Source organism: Psychrobacter sp. CLB018 (genome assembly GCF_041222815.1).
Classification (GTDB): Bacteria; Pseudomonadota; Gammaproteobacteria; order Pseudomonadales; family Moraxellaceae; genus Psychrobacter; species Psychrobacter faecalis.
In genome coordinates, this window is record NZ_CP166085.1 from 1,801,938 (window position 1) to 1,822,109 (window position 20,172).

A 20,172-nucleotide genomic window follows, 5' to 3' on the forward strand; every position below is an offset into this window, starting at 1 on the left:
GCAAAACGCCCACAATCCTTTGTGTTAAAAAAAGCCATACCTAACCAATTAAAAATAGAAAAACGTCTCAATACAACACTTACTGCTATCACGTGCTTACTACTAAGAAATATTGCGAATTGGATTGCTTGCTTGTTCAGCTGCTTTTGTCTGCCCTAGCATTTGCACGCGCTGATCGCTAAACATATCCATGTCAGGGGCAAGCGTGCGCATAAAGCGATCAAAATAGAGCATTTGCTTGGTCAATAAGGCAAAGTCACGTGGGAAATGAATACCATGACGCTTGCCGACCTCAACAATCTCTAGCATCATTTTATTGAGCTCATCAGCTTGCTCTTTACTATTAAAAGGCACACCGCTGGTAAAGGCTTTGTCTTCTGCCATGATGGTTTTCATCATACGCTGCAAATCATTGCCCAATGCCGCGACGTCAACCTGATTGCCGCCATGAGTCATTTCCATATCAACCATATGGCGCGCCATTGCTTGATAATCACTGTCTTGCATTGCTTGCATCATACCCATACAGGCGCGCCAGCTTTCCGCTTTTAATTTACCAACGATACCGAAGTCTAAGAAACCAATACGCCCATCGGTTAATAGCATCAAGTTACCCGCGTGCAAATCTGCATGGAAACTATTACACAGCATCAAACTGGCAAACCAAGTATTAAGGGTATCTGCCATCACTTGCGCCGGATCATTACAATACTGACGCATGGCGGCTTCATCTACCATAGAAACGCCGTATAAGCGGCTCATAGTCAGCACGCGCTTGGTGGTCAGCTCCTCATAGACAGTTGGCGCAACGACGCGTGTATTTCCTGATATCGCTAAAAACTGCTGAAAATCACGGATATTTTGCGCCTCAGCAATAAAATCGGTTTCGGCAAGCATCCGCAGACGAATCTCATCGATGATTGGCGCAATACTGGCAAAGCGCATCGAAGGCATTAGTAGCTCAACCAACTTGGTCATAGCGTGCAAGACGCCCAAATCGGTTTGCATAATCGTTTCAACGCCTGGTTTTTGTACCTTTAGCACTACTTCATCGCCATTATGTAAACGCGCGGCATGCACTTGGGCAATAGACGCTGAAGCGAGTGGTTTTTCGTCAATATAAGCAAAAATCTCTTCAAGCGACAGGCCAGCGGCGGCCAGCTCTTCTTTTAATACCTGTTCAATATAGGCATAGGATAAGGGCGTCGTTTGATCTAAACAGCTTTGAAACGCCTCTACATATTCGCGCGGAAATAATGACGGCGTACTGGCGATAAACTGCCCGATTTTAATATAAGTCGTGCCCAATTGCTCAAAGGTTTCTTTTAACAGCATCGCATCGGGTTTTTCACCCTTTGCCACTCTCAGTGCTGACAAACCAGCAACGCTTGCGGTTTGGCGCACACGATTAACGACATTAAAGGTATGCTTTAATAAATGCGGACGATGAATTTTCATAAAAAAACAACTATAGTAATAAAAAGGAGGTTATGAGGATAGGAAGAGTTAAAAAGCTTGAGCAACTTGCTAATGTTTGGCACAAATCGGACAATGCACATCTTTGCGATAGCCCATCAGTCGTTGCTGCATCTGGCTACCATCCCATATTAACAGCTTATTTGTCAGTGGATTTTTGGTTAATCCTAGATATTGTAGCGCTGCATTGGCTTGCAAGTTACCCATAATAGCGGGCGTAGTGGCGAGTACCCCTGAATTGGCACAAGTACGTTCATCCGCTGCTGCATCGACTGTTACCGAACCAAAGACGCAATGATAGCAGCCGGTATTTAAGTGCGGCTCATATAGTGCCAATTGTCCTTGCGTGGCTATCGCTGAAGCTGATAATAACGGAATCTGGTAACGCACACTAATGCGGTTGATGATATCGCGAGTGGCAAAATTATCCGTGCAGTCTAAAAGTAAGTCAGGCTTACCAGATGCCATCTCAAGCAGCTCATAAGCATTGTCTTCACTCAATCTGGCCACGGTCCCACGCGCCCTAACCAAAGGGTTAATTTTGTTCAGCATATGAGCCGCTGTCAGCGCCTTAGGTTTGCCAATATCTTCAGGTAAAAATAGCGTTTGCCGTTGTAGATTACTGGCTTCAATCACATCATCATCAATCAGCTGCACTTGCCCAAGCCCTGCCCGCACTAACATCTCAGAAGCAGGACAACCGAGACCGCCTGCGCCAATCATCACGACTCGCGAGGCTTTTAAACGTAGCTGCGCATCGATATCCCAGCCATCAAGTAATATCTGCCGCGCATAACGCAGCAGCTCTGCATCTGTTAGCTGTCCTGTTTCTTTGGAGTGCGTCATACTTTCTACCACTATTTTTCACCACAAGTTATAAGCAAAATATCCATTATTAAAAACCTATTCTTAAAGACTCACCTTTAAAAACGTACTCTTAAAAACCAATTATAACAGCTGACCTAAAGTCACCCTGTCATTACCGCCAAAGTCCTGCACAGTATGAACAGACTCAAAACGATTGTCCAAAAATAGCTGACGAACTTTCGCACCTTGATCAAAACCATGCTCAATTGCTAAAAGCCCACCTTTACGTAAGTGTTGCGGCGCCTGCTTAACAATATGCGCTATATCGGCAAGTCCATGATTGGGGGCGCTTAAGGCGCTAATCGGCTCGGCGACCAGTCTTGCTAAATGCTCATCTTCTTCATCAATATAAGGCGGATTAGACACAATCACATCAAATAATGGCTCATCCTGAGCAGACAGCACTTCATACCAACTGCTTTGGATAAACTTAATATCAGCAGCAACCTCATTTACCATTGCATTATGCCTAGCGACTTTTAACGCTTCTAGCGATAAATCAACGGCAACCACTTGCCATTTCTCAGCCTTATTGTTTGGCTGACGCTTATCTAACTCATGCGCGAGGCTAATCGCTATACAGCCAGAGCCAGTGCCCAAATCTAAGAGGCGATTTGGTTTATTATTGCCATCGGCACTTTTTGGTTGAGAGTTTATCCAAGCTAATACTTGTTCGATCAATACTTCAGTATCGGGCCTCGGTATCAATGTATGCTCATTGACTTTAAAATTCAGCGACCAAAATTCTTGCTGTCCCGTTAAATACGCCAAGGGCGTGCCCTGCTGCATCTTAGTCACACCCGCATGAAATTGCGTAAGCTCGCTATCGGTCAGTTGATAGTTTTCATCCGTGATTAAAAAAGAGCTTGGCTGCTCAATGACAAACAACAACCAATCAGTGAGCCAAAACGAGGGCAAATGACTGCTTGCAGCTGCATTCGTCAATTGCTGAATTTTTTGTTTTATTTGCCCAATGGTAGCTGCTTTCATAGATAACTCGTAAAATTACTGTTTACTAAATAAGCCTGTTGAACTGGCTATATGTCATGCATTAACTACTCTGAAGCGCGGGGCGGCTCTTTGGTATCCGTTAGGTTTGGATTGGCTTTGGTTAACTTATCGCCAATACCGCTGCCGCCTTCACCATCGCTATCGCTATCGCCATAAATATCGTCGTTATCACCAATAACGATATATTTATCAACAAAGTAAATCAGCGCTAAAATTGGAATACCAATCGCAAAGGTAAAAATAAAGAAGAACGGATAGCCCATACTATCAACGATAGAGCCCGAATAGCCACCCATGACTTTAGGTATCAAAGTCATCAATGAAGAAAAAATAGCGTATTGTACCGCGGTAAAACGTATAGAGGTCAATGCCGATAAGAAAGCAATAAATACGGCGCTGGCAAGACCAGCGGCTAAATTATCAAATATCACCGCCATATACATGATCGGCAAGCTGCCAGGGTTGTAAGTCAGCACCACAAATAATAAATTGGTCGCACAAGCGAGAATAGCGCCAATCATCATGGCGTGCATGATACGAAAACGCTGCGCCAACAGCCCACCTAAGAAACCACCAGCAATCGCCATAATGACGCCAACCAGTTTGACCGCATTGGCAATATCGGTTTTACTAAAGCCCATGTCTTGATAAAAGACGTTTGATATCACCCCTGCCACGATGTCTGAGATACGGTACAAACCAATCAAGGCCAATAACAATAACGCCTTTTTACCATAGCGTCTAAAGAAATCTAAGATAGGCTCAATCCAGGTTGCCATCGCAATTTCTTTTTTCACCAGACCGACTTTTACCAAGGCATAACCCGCTGCCAGCGCTACGGCTAAGCTTGTTAGCAAATGCAGCGTCTCACTGATAAAGCTGACAAACACGCCTTCAAACTCAGGCAATCCTTGTCCTATCAAAACATAGGCGGCGATAAATGCGACGACGGCAAACACAAACAATAAAACCAATCTGACATAGTCTTCGCGGGTTTCAGCCACTAATGGCGCTTTATTAATAATTTTAGGTTGATTAATCATAAAATAAAGCAGCAGCAATGGCGCACAAGCAACCAATGCTAAAAAGTAGAACTTAATGCTCGGCATGGCTATCAGCGGTATCAGCGCAATGCTACTATCAAAAACTTTATTAATCAGAATATTGACAAGATATATAGCGCTAAACAACAACGCCGGTATTAATAGTAACGCTGAGTAAATTAAGAAAACTTTGAGGTTGTTTCTTTGCTTATTATTTTGCAGAATCTCAGCGGTTGGCTCATAACTGGCAAAGGTGGTCAATATGCCTAAAGTCATCACTCCGGCCATAATATAATAGGTATTACGCCACGCTTCATAACTATAAAAGCTTTCCGTTGAACCAAAATAATCTGCTAAATACAGCGCACCTGCCCCAGCGACAATCATACCAATGCGGTAACCTGACACATAAATAGAGGACAAAATAGACTGCATCGATGGCGGTGCCAGCTCAATGCGGTAAGCATCAATAACGATATCTTGGGTAGCAGAAGAAAATCCCAACAAAACTGCCGCGCCCGCCATATAAACCAACACGTCTTCGCTGATAGGGTTGACCGTCGCTATCAAAAAAATGGCCAATACAATCAGCAGCTGCGATACCACCATCCAGCTACGGCGGCGACCTAACCATTTGGTCAAAAAAGGGACCGGTAGCGCGTCGATTAATGGCGCCCAAATAAACTTAAATGAGTATCCCAATGCTGCCCAGCTGAACATGGTGACGACACCGCGGTCAATGCCTGCTTCTCTTAACCATAACGACAGACTGGAAAAAATCAGCAAAATGGGAATACCGGCCGAAAACCCTAAAAACAGCATGATAATAACGCGCGAATCTAAATAAGCCTTGGCGGCTTCTGCCCATGATTTTTCGGCAATCGGTTGTTCAGGCGTTACAGGTTGGACAGCAGACATAATCACTCACCAAAAATTGAGATAAAAAACACAACTGCGCACAATTTTTATCAATCATTTCTCAGTAATACGGATAAAAAGGATCGATAAAAATTGCTCAGCGTTGCACAAAAACCATCGTTAGCACAAAATTGAATTATGGTACTTGAGAACGCTAACCTTGACTAGATGTTTTTGCATTAACTTAATAACCATAGCATTTGGCAACACCATTTATTTCAATACGGTAACGTCGTGTATTAGTAGCTCACCTAAACATTAAAACAATCTTTCTCTCGTTGTTTATTGCTTTAAACATCTATTGTCAATTTAAGAAAAATAAATTACTCTATATTCCAAATTAGTATAAATTCATAGCCATTTATTATATACGAGAATAATAACTTTGATTTACACTAGCGACTTATTGAATACTTGTAGTTTTTTACTTTTATATACAGACGAGGTTTGTATATTTATATATAGGATTAAATGATGGCAATCGACGTAGTGGTCAATCAGCGGCATCTACAAATCCAGCTCAAACAGTTGGAAACAGTGTGGCATACGGTAATCAATGGCTATAATTTGAGTCAAGCAGCTACCGTGCTGCATACCAGCCAATCGAGTCTATCAAAGCATATCGCGGCACTTGAGAACCAGCTTAAAACCGAAGTGTTCGTGCGCCAAGGCAAACGCCTGACAGGGCTGACGACCATGGGCACGGCACTCATGCCGCATATCGAATCTATCTTTGCTGAAATCCGGACCATCGAAAACCTCAGTTTGGATTTTAATAATCCCAATATTGGCACACTGACCATTGCGACCACGCACACGCAAGCGCGTTATGTATTGCCAAAAGTGGTCAAAGAATTTAAAGATCGTTTCCCTAAAGTTAATTTAATTCTGCAACAAGCAGATCCCGAGACCATCGCCCAGATGGTTATTCGTGGGCAGGCGGATATTGGCATTGCGACCGAATCTTTGTTGCACAATGATTATCTACGCTGCTACCGTTATTACGACTGGACGCATCGGGTTATTGTACCGAGCGACCATGAGCTGGCGGGTTTAGAATCGATTGATTTACCAACCCTTGCCAGCTACCCGATTGTGACTTATCACGGCGGCTTTACGGGACGCGGCGCGATTGATAAAACCTTTAGCGATGCAGGCCTTGAGCCTGATATCGTACTCGCCGCTCTTGATGCCGATGTGATTAGCACTTATGTTGGATTAGGATTGGGTATTGGTATTATCGCTGAAATGGCATTTGAGCCAAGCCATTATCATAATTTAACCGCCATTCCTGTCAATCATTTTGGGCGTTTTACCAGTTGGATGGCGGTACGTGATGATGCAGAAATCCGTCAATACGGACGCGCCTTTATGGAGCTATGCCAAAAGCAATTTAGTCAGTAGTTATTAACTGAGCCAGTAGCTTTTTAAGGAGTAGCTTTTTAAAACTCAGCGCTTAAGCAATTCGTAATAACTTCAAGCACTTAGCTTAATCATCGTTTTTCTCATAAATACAAACGGCACCGTTCTCAATAGATAGCGGTGCTTTTTTGCTCTTATATACGCCGCAAATTATTATGATTTGTTACTATCTTAAGTGCTGACCTTTATATTCTCTATAACTGCCCCATCATATGAGCTATTGAATCATCAGCCTGCTTTTCATTCCTGATATTTAAAAACTAACTATAAAAACGTCGTTACAAGGCGACAACTTAAAAATAGGTGAATCATGAGCAACACAATTCCATTATCATTTTTAGATTTAGCACCCGTACCCGAAGGCAAAACCATCGCTGAAGGCATTGCCCAAACCGTTGCTATCGCGCAGCAAGCAGAAAAATCTGGTTTCAACCGCTATTGGATGGCCGAGCATCACAATATGCCGGGTATCGCTAGTGCAGCGACATCGGTGCTATTATCGCACATCGGTAGCCAAACCAAGCGCATACGTATCGGGGCTGGTGGCGTCATGCTGCCCAATCATGCACCGCTTATCATCGCTGAGCAGTTTGGCACTTTACAAGCGTTATACGGTGATCGTGTCGATTTAGGTCTAGGCCGCGCGCCAGGTACCGATGGTGCAACATTTCAGGCGCTGCGCCGTCAAATGCAAGATGCTGATCGTTTCCCGCAAGACGTCCAAGAGCTCATGTATTTCTTAGGTGATGGCACCGATGACAGTCCTGTGCAGTCATTCCCAGGGGCGAAATCAAACATTCCTATTTGGATATTGGGCTCGTCACTGTTTGGTGCCACTCTAGCGGCGCATTTGGGCCTACCATACGTTTTTGCCTCGCATTTTGCGCCGCAGATGATGACACAAGCGATTAATGCCTATCGCGAACAGTTTAAACCATCGGCGCATCTAGATAAGCCTTATGTGATGCTGGCGGCTAACCTGCTACTGGCTGACGACGACGCAACTGCTCATTATCACTTTACTTCAGCACAGCAAAGCTTTGTCCGCTTGCGCCGCGGTGAGCGTGGACAAATGCCAATGCCAACTCATGATATGGATAACATCTGGAGCCCGGCGGAAAAAATGATGGTAGACAACGCTTTATCGGTGTCATTTGTTGGTTCTGTCGAAACGGTCAAACCAAAACTGGCAGAATTTATCGCAAAGTATCAACCAGATGAGCTGATTGTCACTGCCAACGTTTACGATCAAGCAGCGCGTCTGCGTTCACTTGAACTTACATCTGAGTTAAACTTGTTTACTTTACAATAACCTGCGCCGCTTGCATAATTATTGATAAACCTTAAGGAGATTATGGTCATGGAACCTTCTGCCTTTATCGGCTCATCAATATTTTTATACATCGTCGCTTTTATTGTGGTCTTGATTATTGGCGGTTATTTGACGTATCGTGTTAGCCCTAAACGCAAACATCGCCGCGTGAATAAGCATGATAAAGACAATATGAGATAACGACAATAAATGTTAAAAGTCCCCTTTTCCAATTGGAAAAGGGGACTTTTTTATAACGACTGTTTTTATTTTTATTAAAAGCGAAAGCATTTCTCATATACCTAACATTATTATCGATGCTATATCCACCCTAATCCGCGTAATATCGCCGCGCCAATCGCCATACCAAACATTGCCACCACGGTGGTAAATGCTAAAATATTGGCCGCCAATATATCATTACCGCCCATGGCTTTCGCCATCACATAACTGGCCGCCGCCGTCGGTGACGCCACCATCAAAAACAGCACGCCCATATGCACGCCTGATAAGCCAAAACCCAATCCGACTGCAATAGCGATTATAGGCGCAATCACAATACGTCCAATACTAGCTTGCATAGACAGGCCAGATGGATGCAACATCGACTTTAAATCGATACTTGCACCCGCGCAAATCAGTGCCAACGGCAATGCCACCGCTGCCAATAAGTCGCCAGTCGTATGAATAACTCCGCTAATAGGCGGTAACGGCAGGGCTTTATAAGCAAAAGCTGCGACCAAGGCGATAATTAGCGGATTGGTAAACAGTTTTTTGACAATCATTATGCTGCGACTGATCCACGTATCGTCCGCGCTTTTAGACACCCGGCTTAAGGTAATGACCGCTAAGATATTAAATAATATCGTCACCACCCCCATATAGACGGCACCAATACTTAAACCCTGCTCGCCGTAGGCATTAGCGACGGTTGCCAGACCGATAATCGCCATATTACTGCGAAAGATACCTTGTACAAACACCCCTTGGTCGGCAGGCTTATCGACAAAAGCCTTGGCATAAATTTCTGCGCCTATAAACAAAATAAAGGTCACGACAATACCAGCAATGATTAAAGTCATTTGTTTGGCATAATCGACCTCACTATCAACCACGCTAAAAAACAGTAAGCACGGCAAACAGTAATTAAAGACAAAGCTGGATGCTTGATCGATAAAAGCTTGGCTTGCCTCGCCGCGCCTTTGCATAAAAAAACCCAACCCCATCAAAACAAGGTTGGGCAATACGATGGTAATGGCAAAAATAATAGCAGCGGTCATAAATAAGCTCAGGTTATGAATATATCCAAAGCTATATTGTTAAATAAACAGCAATGGTGAGTAGGTATTTTAAAATGGGTTAGCTTGGATAACGGAAAGCTATTTTATTATAGTGTATATAACGCCGCTATTGCTGATTTGAATACGAGGGCGTGTTCTCAATTCAATCGATGTATATCTAAATGGGCTAAAAATGGTTAAAATTTTAAAATGAAAACACGCCCTAATCAGACTTTTTCACCCACTTGCCGTCCGAGTTTTTCTCATAACTGTTTTCGACAGCGGCCCATGCGGTAGCAAACCAGCGTGATTCATCGTCATATTGTTTACTGGCGCTATTGAATGCGGCCAAAAAGATTTCTTGCGCATGCTTTGGCAGATCATCTTTTACCGAATCGGGTAATTCAGACAATTTATCGTAAGGCATAGATTTTCTCCTTGTTATTCACTTTTAATTATTTTTAAAGCTTTCTATTTTTTAAACCAGCACGTCTTAAATTATCAAGTTTTACATCGGCAAACTGTTTTGAAATTGTTAAGGTATTTGCCATAAAAAAGCCCATAACGCTTTGTCATTACGGGCTTCTTTTATAATCATAGGTTAAAGCTTCAAGATTTGCTAAACCATTATTACGAGTTTAACGCCGCTTGGGCTTTTTTCTGCTTCTTGACGGTCATCGCCAATAGCTGAATGGCAGCAGGCGTGACCCCGCTGATACGTCCCGCTTGAGCAAGCGTGGCAGGACGAATTTGCGCCAGCTTTTGCACAATCTCATTGGACAATCCTGATACCACACTATAGTCAAAATCCATTGGCAAGGCAGTATTTTCCAAACGCTTCATCTGATCGATATCTTCTTGCTGACGGTCAATGTAGCCGGCGTATTTAACAGAAATCTCAATCTGCTCACCGACTTGGCTATCAACCTCTGAGCCGGTGATAGCAGCGATATCAGTAAAATGTATTTGCGGACGTTTTAATAAATCATACGCAGTCGATTCTTTAGACAGCACCTCGCCTGTCTGCGCCGTGACTTGCTGACCTAAAGCATTAGCAGGGGTTGCCCAGATGTCTTTAAGGCGCGAGGTTTCGGTAGCAATGGCTTCCATTTTTTCTTGATAAGCTTGCCAGCGCACATCATCTACCAAACCAAGCTTGCGACCAGTCTCAGTCAAACGCTGATCAGCATTGTCTTCACGCAGTAGCAAACGATATTCGGCGCGGCTGGTAAACATACGATATGGCTCAGTGGTACCATGCGTAATCAAGTCATCGACCAGTACGCCAAGATATGCTTCATCGCGGCGCGGCGTCCAAACGTCAAACTCACTGTTTTCACAGGTGACCAATGCCGCATTGGTGCCGGCTAATAAACCTTGTACGCCCGCTTCTTCGTAACCGGTCGTACCATTGATTTGACCAGCAAAGTACAAACGATCGATTGATTTGGTCTCAAGCGTTGGTTTTAGGTTCTGCGGATCAAAATAATCATACTCAATCGCATAACCGGGACGGGTGATGTGTGCGTTCTCAAGACCTTTCATACTATGGATAAAGTCTAATTGCACATCAAACGGCAAGCTGGTTGAGATACCATTTGGATATAGCTCATGCGTGGTCAAACCTTCTGGCTCAATAAAGATTTGATGACTGTCTTTATCGGCAAAACGGTGAATCTTATCTTCAATAGACGGACAATAACGTGGCCCTACGCCTTCGATTTTGCCTGAGAACATCGGTGAGCGGTCTAGGTTTTCACGGATAATGTCATGGGTGCGCGCATTGGTATGGGTGATATAGCAATTGACCTGTTCAGGATGCATGGACACATCGCCCATATAGCTCATCACCGGCAGCGGTGTATCGCCTGGCTGTACCATCATGACACTAAAGTCAACGCTACGTGCATCAATACGTGCTGGCGTCCCGGTCTTTAAGCGACCAACGGGTAATTTCAATTCGCGTAAACGGTCAGCAAGCTTGATAGAAGGCTGATCGCCTGCGCGTCCGCCTTTTGAATTCTCCAAACCGATATGAATGACACCGCCTAAAAACGTTCCTGAAGTCAGCACCACAGTTTGGGTGTTAAAAATAATACCCGTTGCCGTCACAACAGCGGTCGCGCGACCATTTTCGACTAAGATATCATCAGCTGCTTGTTGGAATATATCAAGGTTTGGCTGGTTCTCAAGCGTATGACGAATAGCGGCTTTATAAAGGATGCGATCCGCTTGCGCACGCGTGGCACGCACGGCAGCACCTTTACGACTATTAAGCACTCGAAACTGGATGCCAGATTTGTCCGTCGCTAATGCCATCGCGCCGCCAAGCGCATCAATCTCACGTACCAAATGCGATTTACCAATACCACCAATCGCAGGGTTACAGCTCATCTGCCCTAGCGTCTCGATATTATGCGTCAAGAGTAACGTTTGCGCACCCATACGTGCGGCCGCCAAAGCTGCTTCTGTGCCAGCATGACCGCCGCCGATCACTATCACGTCGTAATTTTTTGGGTATTGCATGTATGCCTCACTTGACTCTCGACGCAACCGTGAGCCAGAGGCTATCGCTGCATAGCATGGCTGCTGGTCAATAAGCGTCAGTCGAATTTAAAAAAGAGATAACGACTCAGATGAGCCATTAAAGATAGGTAAAATAGCCGGTAATTATAACAATTTTTTACCGTTTAAAAAACGTTATACGAAAAACTATTTAAATTAACTGCTATTGCCATTAATCATAAAGGTGCATCAATAAAAGCTTGATAAACCTCGAATGGATTTATTTACCAGGACTGAGTGGTACAATGCGGTCAGCCTGCCCACTGGCCAGCATATGGTGGCTGCCGTAAGCTTCTGGGTTAATCTGCAAATAGGCATTCATCTGCCCAATAGCGTCGCCGTCATTGGTCGCCAAGATTTGCTCTTTAATCATCTCAACAGGCGGCAATGGCAAGTTTTTTAGCAAAGCCAAACGCTGAGCGTTATCACCCTTTAGCACAACCATCTCAATAAGTTGCCGCGCATCGATGGGTAAATCAGGGGTGTTTTGTGCCAATAATGCCAAATGATAAGCACCAGCTGCATCTTGATCCGCGACGATACGCTGCTCAATGGCAATATAAGTCGCTTCGGTTGCGCCGCCTGCTACGCTAAGCTGATGGATACATTTAAGGGCAGAATTTGGCTCACTGCCCGCCATATCGATTAAACGGGTTGATTCGTTTTTTAGATACTCGCGGCGTTTTTCGATAGCCGCTTGTTCAGCCGCCTCCTGCTGCTCCGTTAATTCTGTGTTTGGCAATTCCGTGTTTGCTAAGTGATTACTCATATAACTCTCGCTTTTAGGCAAAATATATTTATCTTGGACACTATATGGGGCTAAAAGCGATAAAAACAATAAATTGCATAGACAATAAAAAACCCGAATAGCCTTTCTTCATAAAGTAGAATGGCTATTCAGGTTTACTTTGCTGCAATTTCTAAATGATTTATTGAGGCTTATTAACTGCCCAATAAAAACGCTTAATCATTAAGCAGCAGGACTATTGGCTTCAACCAAAGGTTTTAGCTCGCCTGATTGGTACATCTGTAAAATGATGTCTGAACCACCCATCAATTCACCGTCAATCCATAATTGCGGGAACGTTGGCCAATTAGCAATCTTCGGTAACGTAGCACGAATTTCTGGGTTTTCTAGAATATTAACATAGGCAAACGGACGGCCAATTTGGGTCAAAACCTCAATCGACTTAGCAGAAAAACCACACTGTGGAAACTGCGGCGTGCCTTTCATATAAAGGATGACTTTATTGTCTTTGATTTGATCACGAATCAGCTGTTCAACATCGTTTGCAGCAGTATTTGGGGTTTGCTCACTCATAAAAGCTCCTATTTATTAAAACTATTATCAAAAAGAGATATGTCACGCTAAATTTGGCCTGTGGCTGCTACATGGGGCGATTGCCGTTTATTGCAACCCTCATCACTGACTACTAAGCCATTAGGGATTAAACATCAGGCATATTAACATCTGAAACGTTAACATCAGAAATAGTATTGCTAGCCATATTGTCGTCAGACATCATCATATTTGGTACCAATAATACCACGGCATTGGCCATAATACCCTCTTGGCGACCAGTAAAGCCCAGTTTTTCAGTCGTTGTGGCTTTAATGCTGACATTACTCACAGCTGTTTGCAAGTCACTGGCGATATTTTCGCGCATTGCCAAATTATAGGGTGCCAATTTTGGGCGCTCACACATCACAGTAATATCAGCATTCCCTAAAGTATAACCGGCAGCTTGGACTTTACCATACACATAACGGAGTAGTACGCGCGAATCCAAACCAGCGTGCGCGGCATCGGTATCTGGGAAATGTTGCCCAATATCCCCAAGTGCCAATGCACCAAGCAGCGCGTCAGCAAGCGCATGGAGCACCACATCGCCATCAGAATGCGCCAGCAAACTATGGGTATGCTCTATCGGCACGCCTGCTAATATCACATATTGCTGCTGCTCGCCCGTATTATGAAACGCATGGACATCGATACCTTGACCAATTTTTATCATTATTATTCCAAGTGAATTACTAAGTGAATGAAGAGTGATTAAAATAATTTAGAACCGCTATCTAAATTTCTAAAGCGCTTTTAGCCAACATGAGCGTGCATAGCTCGCCACCGCTTACGATTAACTGCTATAATATGACGCTTATTTTATCACAATACCCAGACCAAAATACCCTGTCCAAAAAACGAAATGACTTCATCAGTTGCCTAAGTTTATCACTCTTAGTCGTTTTATTGATGAATAGCGTCATGTCACACTTTGGATAAGGTATAAATTGTTGAGCAATTCTATGTCAGCCACGCCAAACACCTCAAGTCTACCCGTTTCAGACGCTTTTAGCATCCATCGTCCTTTGACGCTTGCCGATATTGTCAATCCTAGCAGTAAGCACGTCATCGTTGGTATGTCAGGCGGCGTCGACTCTTCCGTATCTGCCGTTTTGCTCCAGCAAGCAGGCTTTAAAGTGGAAGGTCTGTTTATGAAGAATTGGGAAGAAGATGACGGCACCGAATACTGTACGGCGATGGACGACCTAGCAGATGCGCAAGCGGTATGTGACAAAATCGGTATCAAGCTGCACACCGCCAACTTTGCAATGGAATATTGGGATCGCGTTTTTGAGCATTTCTTAGCAGAGTACAAAGCCGGACGCACGCCAAATCCAGATATTTTATGCAATAAAGAAATCAAATTTAAAGCGTTTTTAGATTATGCGTTGACTCTCGGTGCTGACTATATTGCCACCGGTCACTATACGCGCCGCAGCCTGAACTATGAAAATAACAACGGCGAAACCGTCGCCCAGCTCTTGTGTGGACTGGATAATAATAAAGACCAAAGCTACTTCTTACATGCGGTCGGCGGCGATAAAATCGCTAAGACGTTATTCCCCGTAGGTGAGCTTGAAAAACCAGTCGTGCGTCAAATCGCTGAAGAACATGACTTGGCGACGGCTAAAAAGAAAGATTCTACTGGTATTTGCTTTATTGGTGAGCGCCGTTTTAAAGACTTTTTGCAACAGTACTTGCCAGCACAAAAAGGCGATATCGTCACTGACGACGGTCATGTGATAGGTCAGCATGATGGCTTGATGTATTATACTTTAGGTCAGCGTGGCGGCATCGGTATCGGCGGCGTCAAAGACCGTCCAGAAGAGCCTTGGTTTGTACTGGCAAAGGATTTGGCTAAAAACCGTTTAATCGTCGGTCAAGGTCATGAGCATCCGATGCTAATGAGTAATGAGCTACAAGCTTATAAGCTTGACTGGGTCGATGGCTTGCCGCCTGCCGATATTTTCAGCACGGAAGGCTTACGCTGTATGGCAAAATCTCGCTATCGTCAGCCCGATCAGGCCTGCCGTGTTTATGCGCTAAATGATGACGGCAGTGAAGTCCGTGTGGTATTTGATGAGCCACAACGTGCCGTTACGCCTGGTCAATCAGCGGTATTTTATATCGATGAGGTGTGTCTTGGTGGCGGTGTGATTGCCGCTATCGATGCGCCTTGTGGGTTTTGATTTTAAATAACTTTCAACCTTTCTTCATTTTTTGCTTATTTTTATCACTTTTACTCCTGTTACTTTTGACAACTATTTGAGGCATCACTATGACTCCACTTACCGCACTCTCTCCAATCGATGGCCGTTACGCTTCTAAAGCCGACAGCTTGCGTCCGTATCTATCTGAATTTGGTCTGATTAAAGCCCGCGTTACCGTCGAGATTCGTTGGTTGCAGTCATTGGCAGATAATAGTGCGATTGGCGAATTAGCAGCGTTTGATGCCGATACCAATGCCTTTCTAAACAGCATCGTTGACGACTTTAGCGAAGCGGACGCGCAAGCGATTAAAGATATCGAAGCAACCACCAACCATGATGTAAAAGCGGTTGAATACTTTATCAAAGACAAATTCCGTGGTAATCAACAATTAGAAGACAGCTTGGAGTTTATTCATTTCGCTTGTACCAGTGAAGATATCAACAACTTGTCATACGCATTGATGCTAAAAGACAGCCGCGAGATTGTGGTTGCTAAAATGCAGCAAGTAACCGACAGCATTGTTGATTTGGCGATTACTCATGCTGACCAGCCAATGCTATCACGCACGCACGGTCAAACTGCTAGCCCAACGACGCTTGGTAAAGAGATGGCAAACGTCGCTTATCGCTTAGCCCGCCAAATCAAACAAATCGGTCAAGTTGAGCTACTCGGTAAAATCAATGGCGCAGTCGGTAACTATAACGCGCACTTCTCAGCCTATCCTAATATTGATTGGCAAGCACACGCTGAGCAGTTTATTGACCAGCACCTAGCGCTAACGTTTAACCCTTACACCACCCAAATAGAGCCGCATGACTATATCGCTGAATTGTTTGATGCGGTAAAACGTTTCAATACTATATTAATCGATTTTAACCGTGATATTTGGCAATATATTAGCTTAGGCTATTTTAAGCAGCGCCTAAAAGACGGTGAAGTAGGTTCTTCTACCATGCCGCATAAGGTCAACCCAATTGATTTTGAAAACTCAGAAGGTAACTTAGGCGTGGCGAACGCGATGCTTGCACATTTGGGTGAAAAACTACCAATTTCACGTATGCAGCGCGATTTATCAGACTCGACTGTACTGCGCAATATTGGTGTTGGGCTGGCGCAAAGTATGATTGCTTATGATGCGTGCTTAAAAGGCGTTGGTAAACTTGAATTGAATGCACAGCGTTTAAATGACGATTTGGATAACGCGCAAGAAGTATTGGCTGAGCCGATTCAGACGGTCATGCGTCGTTACCGTGTTGAGAACCCGTACGAGAAACTTAAAGCCTTGACCCGTGGCAATGCCATGACACGTGAGGCCATGCTGACTTTCGTAGAAAGCGATGAATTATCTGCGGTTTCAGATAGCGATAAAGCGCGCCTACGTGAGCTGACGCCTGCGACTTATACTGGTAATGCCGCTGAGCAAGCTCGCACGATTAAAGACTGGATTGCTAAGATTTAATCTCTGATCAAGCTTGAAGTAGCTAGCGGACATATTTTGAAATAGATATAAATGAGTAGGACTGCCTATTTATTTATATTAAGAAAAACATTAACCTTACCTACTATTACTTGTCTTAAAAGACAGTTAGTTAATGGGTAAGGTTTTATTTTTTATCTTTTTTATCCTCGTCATCACTGTCGCCCGGTATGATAGCTTTACCGACCGCCACAGTACCTTTGACCACGCCTTTGGTAGTTTTATAAGCGATCTTTGCCGGCACGGTTACAACCTTGTGCACACAAGCTTGTAATAAAAATACGCTGGCGATAATAACGATAAAATGTAATTTTTTCATAAACTTCCTACGATTGATGAGGTGTTCTGACAGCAACTATTCATACGGTAATACTCGCTATCAGCTAGGCGATAATCATAAACTATTAAAACTTTCCTATAAAGCATCTCTTGTTATTTCTCTTATACCAATTTTTAGATATGGATTTATCAATGACCACAATTCCTCTTTGCTTGCCCGACTCTCTCACGCCTGAGCAATTTTTAAGCGAATATTGGCAAAAAAAACCGCTCCTTATTAAACAAGGCTTACCGCAGCTAATTGGCATGTTTGAGCCAGACGATATGCTTGGCCTTGCTATTGAAGAAGACGCAGCTGCACGCCTGCTCACCCAAGCCGCTACTAAGCAAGACGGCCTAGCGCAGTGGCAACTTAAAAAAAGTCCCTTAACTGAAAGCGATTTTGACAATTTGCCTGAACAATGGACCGTACTGGTGCAAAACCTTGAGCAATGGTCGCCTGAGCTCGGACAATTGTGGCAAGCGTTTGACTTTATTCCGCAGTGGCAACGCGACGATATCATGGTGTCTTATGCGCCAAAGGGCGGCTCAGTCGGCAAGCATTATGATGATTATGATGTGTTTTTAGCGCAAGGCTACGGTCAGCGTCGTTGGCAGCTCGGCAAATTTTGTGATAAAAACACTGAGTTTGTCGCCGATGAGCCGATTAGATTGTTCGATGATATGGGCGAGATTATCTTTGATGAGATATTAGAGGCGGGCGACGTGCTTTATGTGCCACCAAAATTATCGCACTTTGGCGTCGCGCAAGATGATTGCTTAACCTTCTCTTTTGGTTGCCGTCGTCCGAACTTGATGCAAATCATCGACAGTCTGGCTGATATTGCTACCAACGATAGCGATTTATTTATACCAATGCTACTGCCTCAATCTTTGCAAACGTCAGGTGAATTGACAGCAAGCAGTATCGAGGCGATTAAAGACCAGCTCTTACAAATGCTGCAAACTGAGCGCGGCGACGATATCATTCGTCAAGCAGTATCCGAAGTTGTCAGCAAGCGCCAATATGATGCGTTGGTGCCAGAAGAAACACTAGATACCGATGAGTTGATGCAGGCTTTATCAGATGGCGCGACACTACAAGCCGACTATAGCAATCGTTTGCTTTACAGCCAAACCAATGATGGCGCAACGCTATATGCCAATGGTCAGCGCCTTGATGGTTTGGATGCTGCTGCGGTCGCTGTGCTAATGCGTTTGGCCAATGGTGAGCATTTACAAACTCAAGATGTTAAAAATATTGACCCAGATGATTTAAGCGAATGGTTAGAGAATGGTTGGGTGTGGCTAGATTATCCTGAGTAATATACTGGCCATAACCACTCACTAATTATGAGTGTTGTTTAAAAAATTCACCTTAAGATAAGCTGGCTATTTGTCAGCTTATTTTATGTCACCCCTTTTTTATACCGCGCCTTTTTTATAACGGCTCATGCCAGCAATGACTGTTTCTTCAATCACTCTATCGTCGCCAAGCATCATCAGCACAAATAGCTGCTCATCGAGTGATTTTGTCTGCATCATACGGCGCGCGAGTAGCTCTGTCGCGCCCATGTCTATTATCACAAAATCCGCTTCTTTATTCGGCATAAAGTTACCAATTTTATTGTCTAATAATAGCGACTGGGCATTGCCTAAAGTAATCTGATACAAGCCTTGATGCGCGGATAATGGGTTGTTTTGTAATTGTTGCACTTTATAAGCTTCCGATAACGTGGTCAGCATCGACAAACTGGTTCCCGCCCCTACATCGGTAGCGATACTGACACCGGTATAGCGTAAAGTCTTAGATAAATCAAACAGACCACTACCCAAAAATAAATTAGACGTTGGACAATGGGCAATTTGCGTCCCCGTATCACGCAGCACCTCATACTCTAATGCTTCAAGATAAATACCATGCGCTAAAGTAGTTCGCCTTCCCAGTAACCCCAAATCATGATAAACGTCGAGATAGCCCGTATGTTTGGGATAAAGCTCACGTACAAAGGCAATTTCAGCAAGGTTTTCGGCCAGATGCGTTTGCAGATACACACTGTTATAGCTGCGATATAACTCACCCGTCATTTGCAGCTGTTTTGGCGTCGATGTGATGGCAAATCTTGGCGTAATCGCCACATGTTGACGCCCGCGCTCATGCCATTTATCAATGATATTTTGTGAATCGCGGATACCTTGCTCAGTCGGCACACACAAATGCTCAGGCGCATTTTGATCCATCAGTACATTACCAGTAATCATGCGCGTATTTAGGCGAGTACTTTCTTCAAAAAACGCTTCAACCGACTCAGGATGACTGGTCGAAAACACCAAAGCGCTGGTCGTACCATTGGCAAGCAGCTGGTTTAAAAAGAACTTTGAGGTATCATGCGCAACCTGTGGGTCACTAAAATTGGCTTCGGTGATAAAGGTGTAATTATTGAGCCAATCGAGCAATTGCTCACCAAAAGCGGCAATCATATCTATCTGAGGATAGTGGACATGAGTATCAATAAAGCCTGGCATGATAAGCTTGTCTTGATAATCGTGAATCTCTACGGGCGCCTTGCCCTCTTGCGCGTGACTACTGGCATATCGCGCCATGATCACATTTTTACTGCCATAATCTAGCACACGACCACTCACATCATCGACGACCAAAGCACCTTCGGCAATATACTCAGGATAAACATTAATGCCTGCGATTACAGGGAGCAATATGACGTTTTTATCAACCACTGGTAGTGTTGCATCAAGGGTATTTGTATCATTAGTGCTTGTATCACTGTTGTTGGTGCTTTTTTCTCTCTTAGCTAGATTGTCTTCGGTTAGATAATGCAGCAGTCGTGCTTGATAAATATGTATGGTCATAAAGGCGTCTCACCTAAATAGAGTAAAAGGCAATAAAGTTTTATTGCTAACTGTTCGCT

At 44.0% G+C, this 20,172-nt stretch carries 17 protein-coding genes and 1 pseudogene; 6 read left to right on the forward strand and 12 right to left on the reverse strand.

Annotation, left to right across the window (positions count from 1 at the left end):
- Positions 1 to 102: 102 nt before the first annotated feature.
- From AB8P72_RS07640 to AB8P72_RS07655, 4 genes are all read right to left on the reverse strand, one after another.
- On the reverse strand, positions 103 to 1,458 hold the full coding sequence (locus AB8P72_RS07640) for an AarF/ABC1/UbiB kinase family protein (RefSeq protein WP_068408695.1): 1,356 nt from the start codon (positions 1,456 to 1,458) through the stop codon (positions 103 to 105).
- A 69-nt stretch (positions 1,459 to 1,527) separates the two neighbouring features.
- Positions 1,528 to 2,322 (reverse strand): HesA/MoeB/ThiF family protein, encoded by a 795-nt coding sequence (locus AB8P72_RS07645; RefSeq protein ID WP_068408693.1) that lies wholly within the window; start codon positions 2,320 to 2,322, stop codon positions 1,528 to 1,530.
- A 102-nt stretch (positions 2,323 to 2,424) separates the two neighbouring features.
- Positions 2,425 to 3,333, reverse strand: a complete 909-nt coding sequence (gene prmC, locus AB8P72_RS07650; RefSeq protein ID WP_068408692.1) for a peptide chain release factor N(5)-glutamine methyltransferase — start codon at positions 3,331 to 3,333, stop codon at positions 2,425 to 2,427.
- A 65-nt stretch (positions 3,334 to 3,398) separates the two neighbouring features.
- Complete coding sequence (locus AB8P72_RS07655) at positions 3,399 to 5,315, reverse strand: MFS transporter (RefSeq protein ID WP_102077180.1); 1,917 nt, start codon at positions 5,313 to 5,315, stop codon at positions 3,399 to 3,401.
- Positions 5,316 to 5,789: 474 nt separating this feature from the next.
- Between AB8P72_RS07655 and AB8P72_RS07660 the strand changes: the two genes are divergently transcribed.
- The 3 genes from AB8P72_RS07660 (at position 5,790) to AB8P72_RS07670 (ending at position 8,250) form a co-directional block, all read left to right on the forward strand.
- Positions 5,790 to 6,719 (forward strand): LysR substrate-binding domain-containing protein, encoded by a 930-nt coding sequence (locus AB8P72_RS07660; protein WP_198328858.1) that lies wholly within the window; start codon positions 5,790 to 5,792, stop codon positions 6,717 to 6,719.
- 328 nt (positions 6,720 to 7,047) lie between these two features.
- Positions 7,048 to 8,049 carry an LLM class flavin-dependent oxidoreductase gene (locus tag AB8P72_RS07665; RefSeq protein ID WP_068408687.1) on the forward strand — a complete coding sequence of 334 codons (1,002 nt, stop codon included), beginning with the start codon at positions 7,048 to 7,050 and terminating at the stop codon, positions 8,047 to 8,049.
- A gap of 48 nt (positions 8,050 to 8,097) precedes the next feature.
- The gene (locus AB8P72_RS07670) at positions 8,098 to 8,250 is read left to right on the forward strand and encodes a hypothetical protein (protein WP_156508559.1); all 153 of its coding nucleotides are present in this window, start codon (positions 8,098 to 8,100) and stop codon (positions 8,248 to 8,250) included.
- Between the two features lie 119 nt (positions 8,251 to 8,369).
- On the opposite strand, the gene AB8P72_RS07675 is transcribed toward AB8P72_RS07670, so the two are convergent.
- The 6 genes and pseudogenes from AB8P72_RS07675 to ispF form a co-directional block, all read right to left on the reverse strand.
- Positions 8,370 to 9,329 (reverse strand): AEC family transporter, encoded by a 960-nt coding sequence (locus AB8P72_RS07675; RefSeq protein WP_068408685.1) that lies wholly within the window; start codon positions 9,327 to 9,329, stop codon positions 8,370 to 8,372.
- 223 nt (positions 9,330 to 9,552) lie between these two features.
- A complete protein-coding gene (locus AB8P72_RS07680; RefSeq protein WP_193029968.1) occupies positions 9,553 to 9,756 on the reverse strand; it encodes a ChaB family protein in 204 nt (67 codons plus the stop codon).
- Positions 9,757 to 9,959: 203 nt separating this feature from the next.
- On the reverse strand, positions 9,960 to 11,855 hold the full coding sequence (gene mnmG, locus AB8P72_RS07685; protein ID WP_193029967.1) for a tRNA uridine-5-carboxymethylaminomethyl(34) synthesis enzyme MnmG: 1,896 nt from the start codon (positions 11,853 to 11,855) through the stop codon (positions 9,960 to 9,962).
- 259 nt (positions 11,856 to 12,114) lie between these two features.
- Positions 12,115 to 12,663: a hypothetical protein gene (locus AB8P72_RS07690; RefSeq protein WP_102077193.1), complete on the reverse strand. Its 549-nt coding sequence runs from the start codon at positions 12,661 to 12,663 to the stop codon at positions 12,115 to 12,117.
- A 201-nt stretch (positions 12,664 to 12,864) separates the two neighbouring features.
- The gene (gene grxD, locus AB8P72_RS07695; RefSeq protein WP_068408679.1) at positions 12,865 to 13,215 is read right to left on the reverse strand and encodes a Grx4 family monothiol glutaredoxin; all 351 of its coding nucleotides are present in this window, start codon (positions 13,213 to 13,215) and stop codon (positions 12,865 to 12,867) included.
- 217 nt (positions 13,216 to 13,432) lie between these two features.
- A pseudogene (gene ispF / locus AB8P72_RS07700) lies at positions 13,433 to 13,909 on the reverse strand (2-C-methyl-D-erythritol 2,4-cyclodiphosphate synthase); the annotation flags it as partial.
- Between the two features lie 403 nt (positions 13,910 to 14,312).
- On the opposite strand from ispF, the gene mnmA reads away from it, so the two are divergent.
- Positions 14,313 to 15,425: a tRNA 2-thiouridine(34) synthase MnmA gene (gene mnmA / locus AB8P72_RS07705; RefSeq protein ID WP_369958284.1), complete on the forward strand. Its 1,113-nt coding sequence runs from the start codon at positions 14,313 to 14,315 to the stop codon at positions 15,423 to 15,425.
- 89 nt (positions 15,426 to 15,514) lie between these two features.
- Positions 15,515 to 16,906 carry an adenylosuccinate lyase gene (gene purB / locus AB8P72_RS07710; RefSeq protein WP_305935568.1) on the forward strand — a complete coding sequence of 464 codons (1,392 nt, stop codon included), beginning with the start codon at positions 15,515 to 15,517 and terminating at the stop codon, positions 16,904 to 16,906.
- Between the two features lie 145 nt (positions 16,907 to 17,051).
- Here the strand turns inward: purB and AB8P72_RS07715 are convergent, their stop codons facing one another.
- Positions 17,052 to 17,243 (reverse strand): NF038104 family lipoprotein, encoded by a 192-nt coding sequence (locus tag AB8P72_RS07715; RefSeq protein WP_305935569.1) that lies wholly within the window; start codon positions 17,241 to 17,243, stop codon positions 17,052 to 17,054.
- Positions 17,244 to 17,395: 152 nt separating this feature from the next.
- Between AB8P72_RS07715 and AB8P72_RS07720 the strand changes: the two genes are divergently transcribed.
- The gene (locus AB8P72_RS07720) at positions 17,396 to 18,568 is read left to right on the forward strand and encodes a cupin domain-containing protein (protein WP_305935570.1); all 1,173 of its coding nucleotides are present in this window, start codon (positions 17,396 to 17,398) and stop codon (positions 18,566 to 18,568) included.
- Between the two features lie 99 nt (positions 18,569 to 18,667).
- Here the strand turns inward: AB8P72_RS07720 and guaD are convergent, their stop codons facing one another.
- On the reverse strand, positions 18,668 to 20,113 hold the full coding sequence (guaD, locus tag AB8P72_RS07725; protein WP_305935571.1) for a guanine deaminase: 1,446 nt from the start codon (positions 20,111 to 20,113) through the stop codon (positions 18,668 to 18,670).
- Positions 20,114 to 20,172 lie beyond the last annotated feature (59 nt).

What these genes read in the sequence shown, in the direction of transcription:
- AB8P72_RS07640 (WP_068408695.1), bottom strand. Translation starts at nt 1,458, where the DNA reads ATGAAAATTCATCGTCCGCATTTATTAAAGCATACCTTTAATGTCGTT.
- AB8P72_RS07645 (WP_068408693.1), bottom strand. Translation starts at nt 2,322, where the DNA reads ATGACGCACTCCAAAGAAACAGGACAGCTAACAGATGCAGAGCTGCTG.
- prmC (WP_068408692.1), bottom strand. Translation starts at nt 3,333, where the DNA reads ATGAAAGCAGCTACCATTGGGCAAATAAAACAAAAAATTCAGCAATTG.
- AB8P72_RS07655 (WP_102077180.1), bottom strand. Translation starts at nt 5,315, where the DNA reads ATGTCTGCTGTCCAACCTGTAACGCCTGAACAACCGATTGCCGAAAAA.
- AB8P72_RS07660 (WP_198328858.1), top strand. Translation starts at nt 5,790, where the DNA reads ATGGCAATCGACGTAGTGGTCAATCAGCGGCATCTACAAATCCAGCTC.
- AB8P72_RS07665 (WP_068408687.1), top strand. Translation starts at nt 7,048, where the DNA reads ATGAGCAACACAATTCCATTATCATTTTTAGATTTAGCACCCGTACCC.
- AB8P72_RS07670 (WP_156508559.1), top strand. Translation starts at nt 8,098, where the DNA reads ATGGAACCTTCTGCCTTTATCGGCTCATCAATATTTTTATACATCGTC.
- AB8P72_RS07675 (WP_068408685.1), bottom strand. Translation starts at nt 9,329, where the DNA reads ATGACCGCTGCTATTATTTTTGCCATTACCATCGTATTGCCCAACCTT.
- AB8P72_RS07680 (WP_193029968.1), bottom strand. Translation starts at nt 9,756, where the DNA reads ATGCCTTACGATAAATTGTCTGAATTACCCGATTCGGTAAAAGATGAT.
- mnmG (WP_193029967.1), bottom strand. Translation starts at nt 11,855, where the DNA reads ATGCAATACCCAAAAAATTACGACGTGATAGTGATCGGCGGCGGTCAT.
- AB8P72_RS07690 (WP_102077193.1), bottom strand. Translation starts at nt 12,663, where the DNA reads ATGAGTAATCACTTAGCAAACACGGAATTGCCAAACACAGAATTAACG.
- grxD (WP_068408679.1), bottom strand. Translation starts at nt 13,215, where the DNA reads ATGAGTGAGCAAACCCCAAATACTGCTGCAAACGATGTTGAACAGCTG.
- mnmA (WP_369958284.1), top strand. Translation starts at nt 14,313, where the DNA reads ATGTCAGGCGGCGTCGACTCTTCCGTATCTGCCGTTTTGCTCCAGCAA.
- purB (WP_305935568.1), top strand. Translation starts at nt 15,515, where the DNA reads ATGACTCCACTTACCGCACTCTCTCCAATCGATGGCCGTTACGCTTCT.
- AB8P72_RS07715 (WP_305935569.1), bottom strand. Translation starts at nt 17,243, where the DNA reads ATGAAAAAATTACATTTTATCGTTATTATCGCCAGCGTATTTTTATTA.
- AB8P72_RS07720 (WP_305935570.1), top strand. Translation starts at nt 17,396, where the DNA reads ATGACCACAATTCCTCTTTGCTTGCCCGACTCTCTCACGCCTGAGCAA.
- guaD (WP_305935571.1), bottom strand. Translation starts at nt 20,113, where the DNA reads ATGACCATACATATTTATCAAGCACGACTGCTGCATTATCTAACCGAA.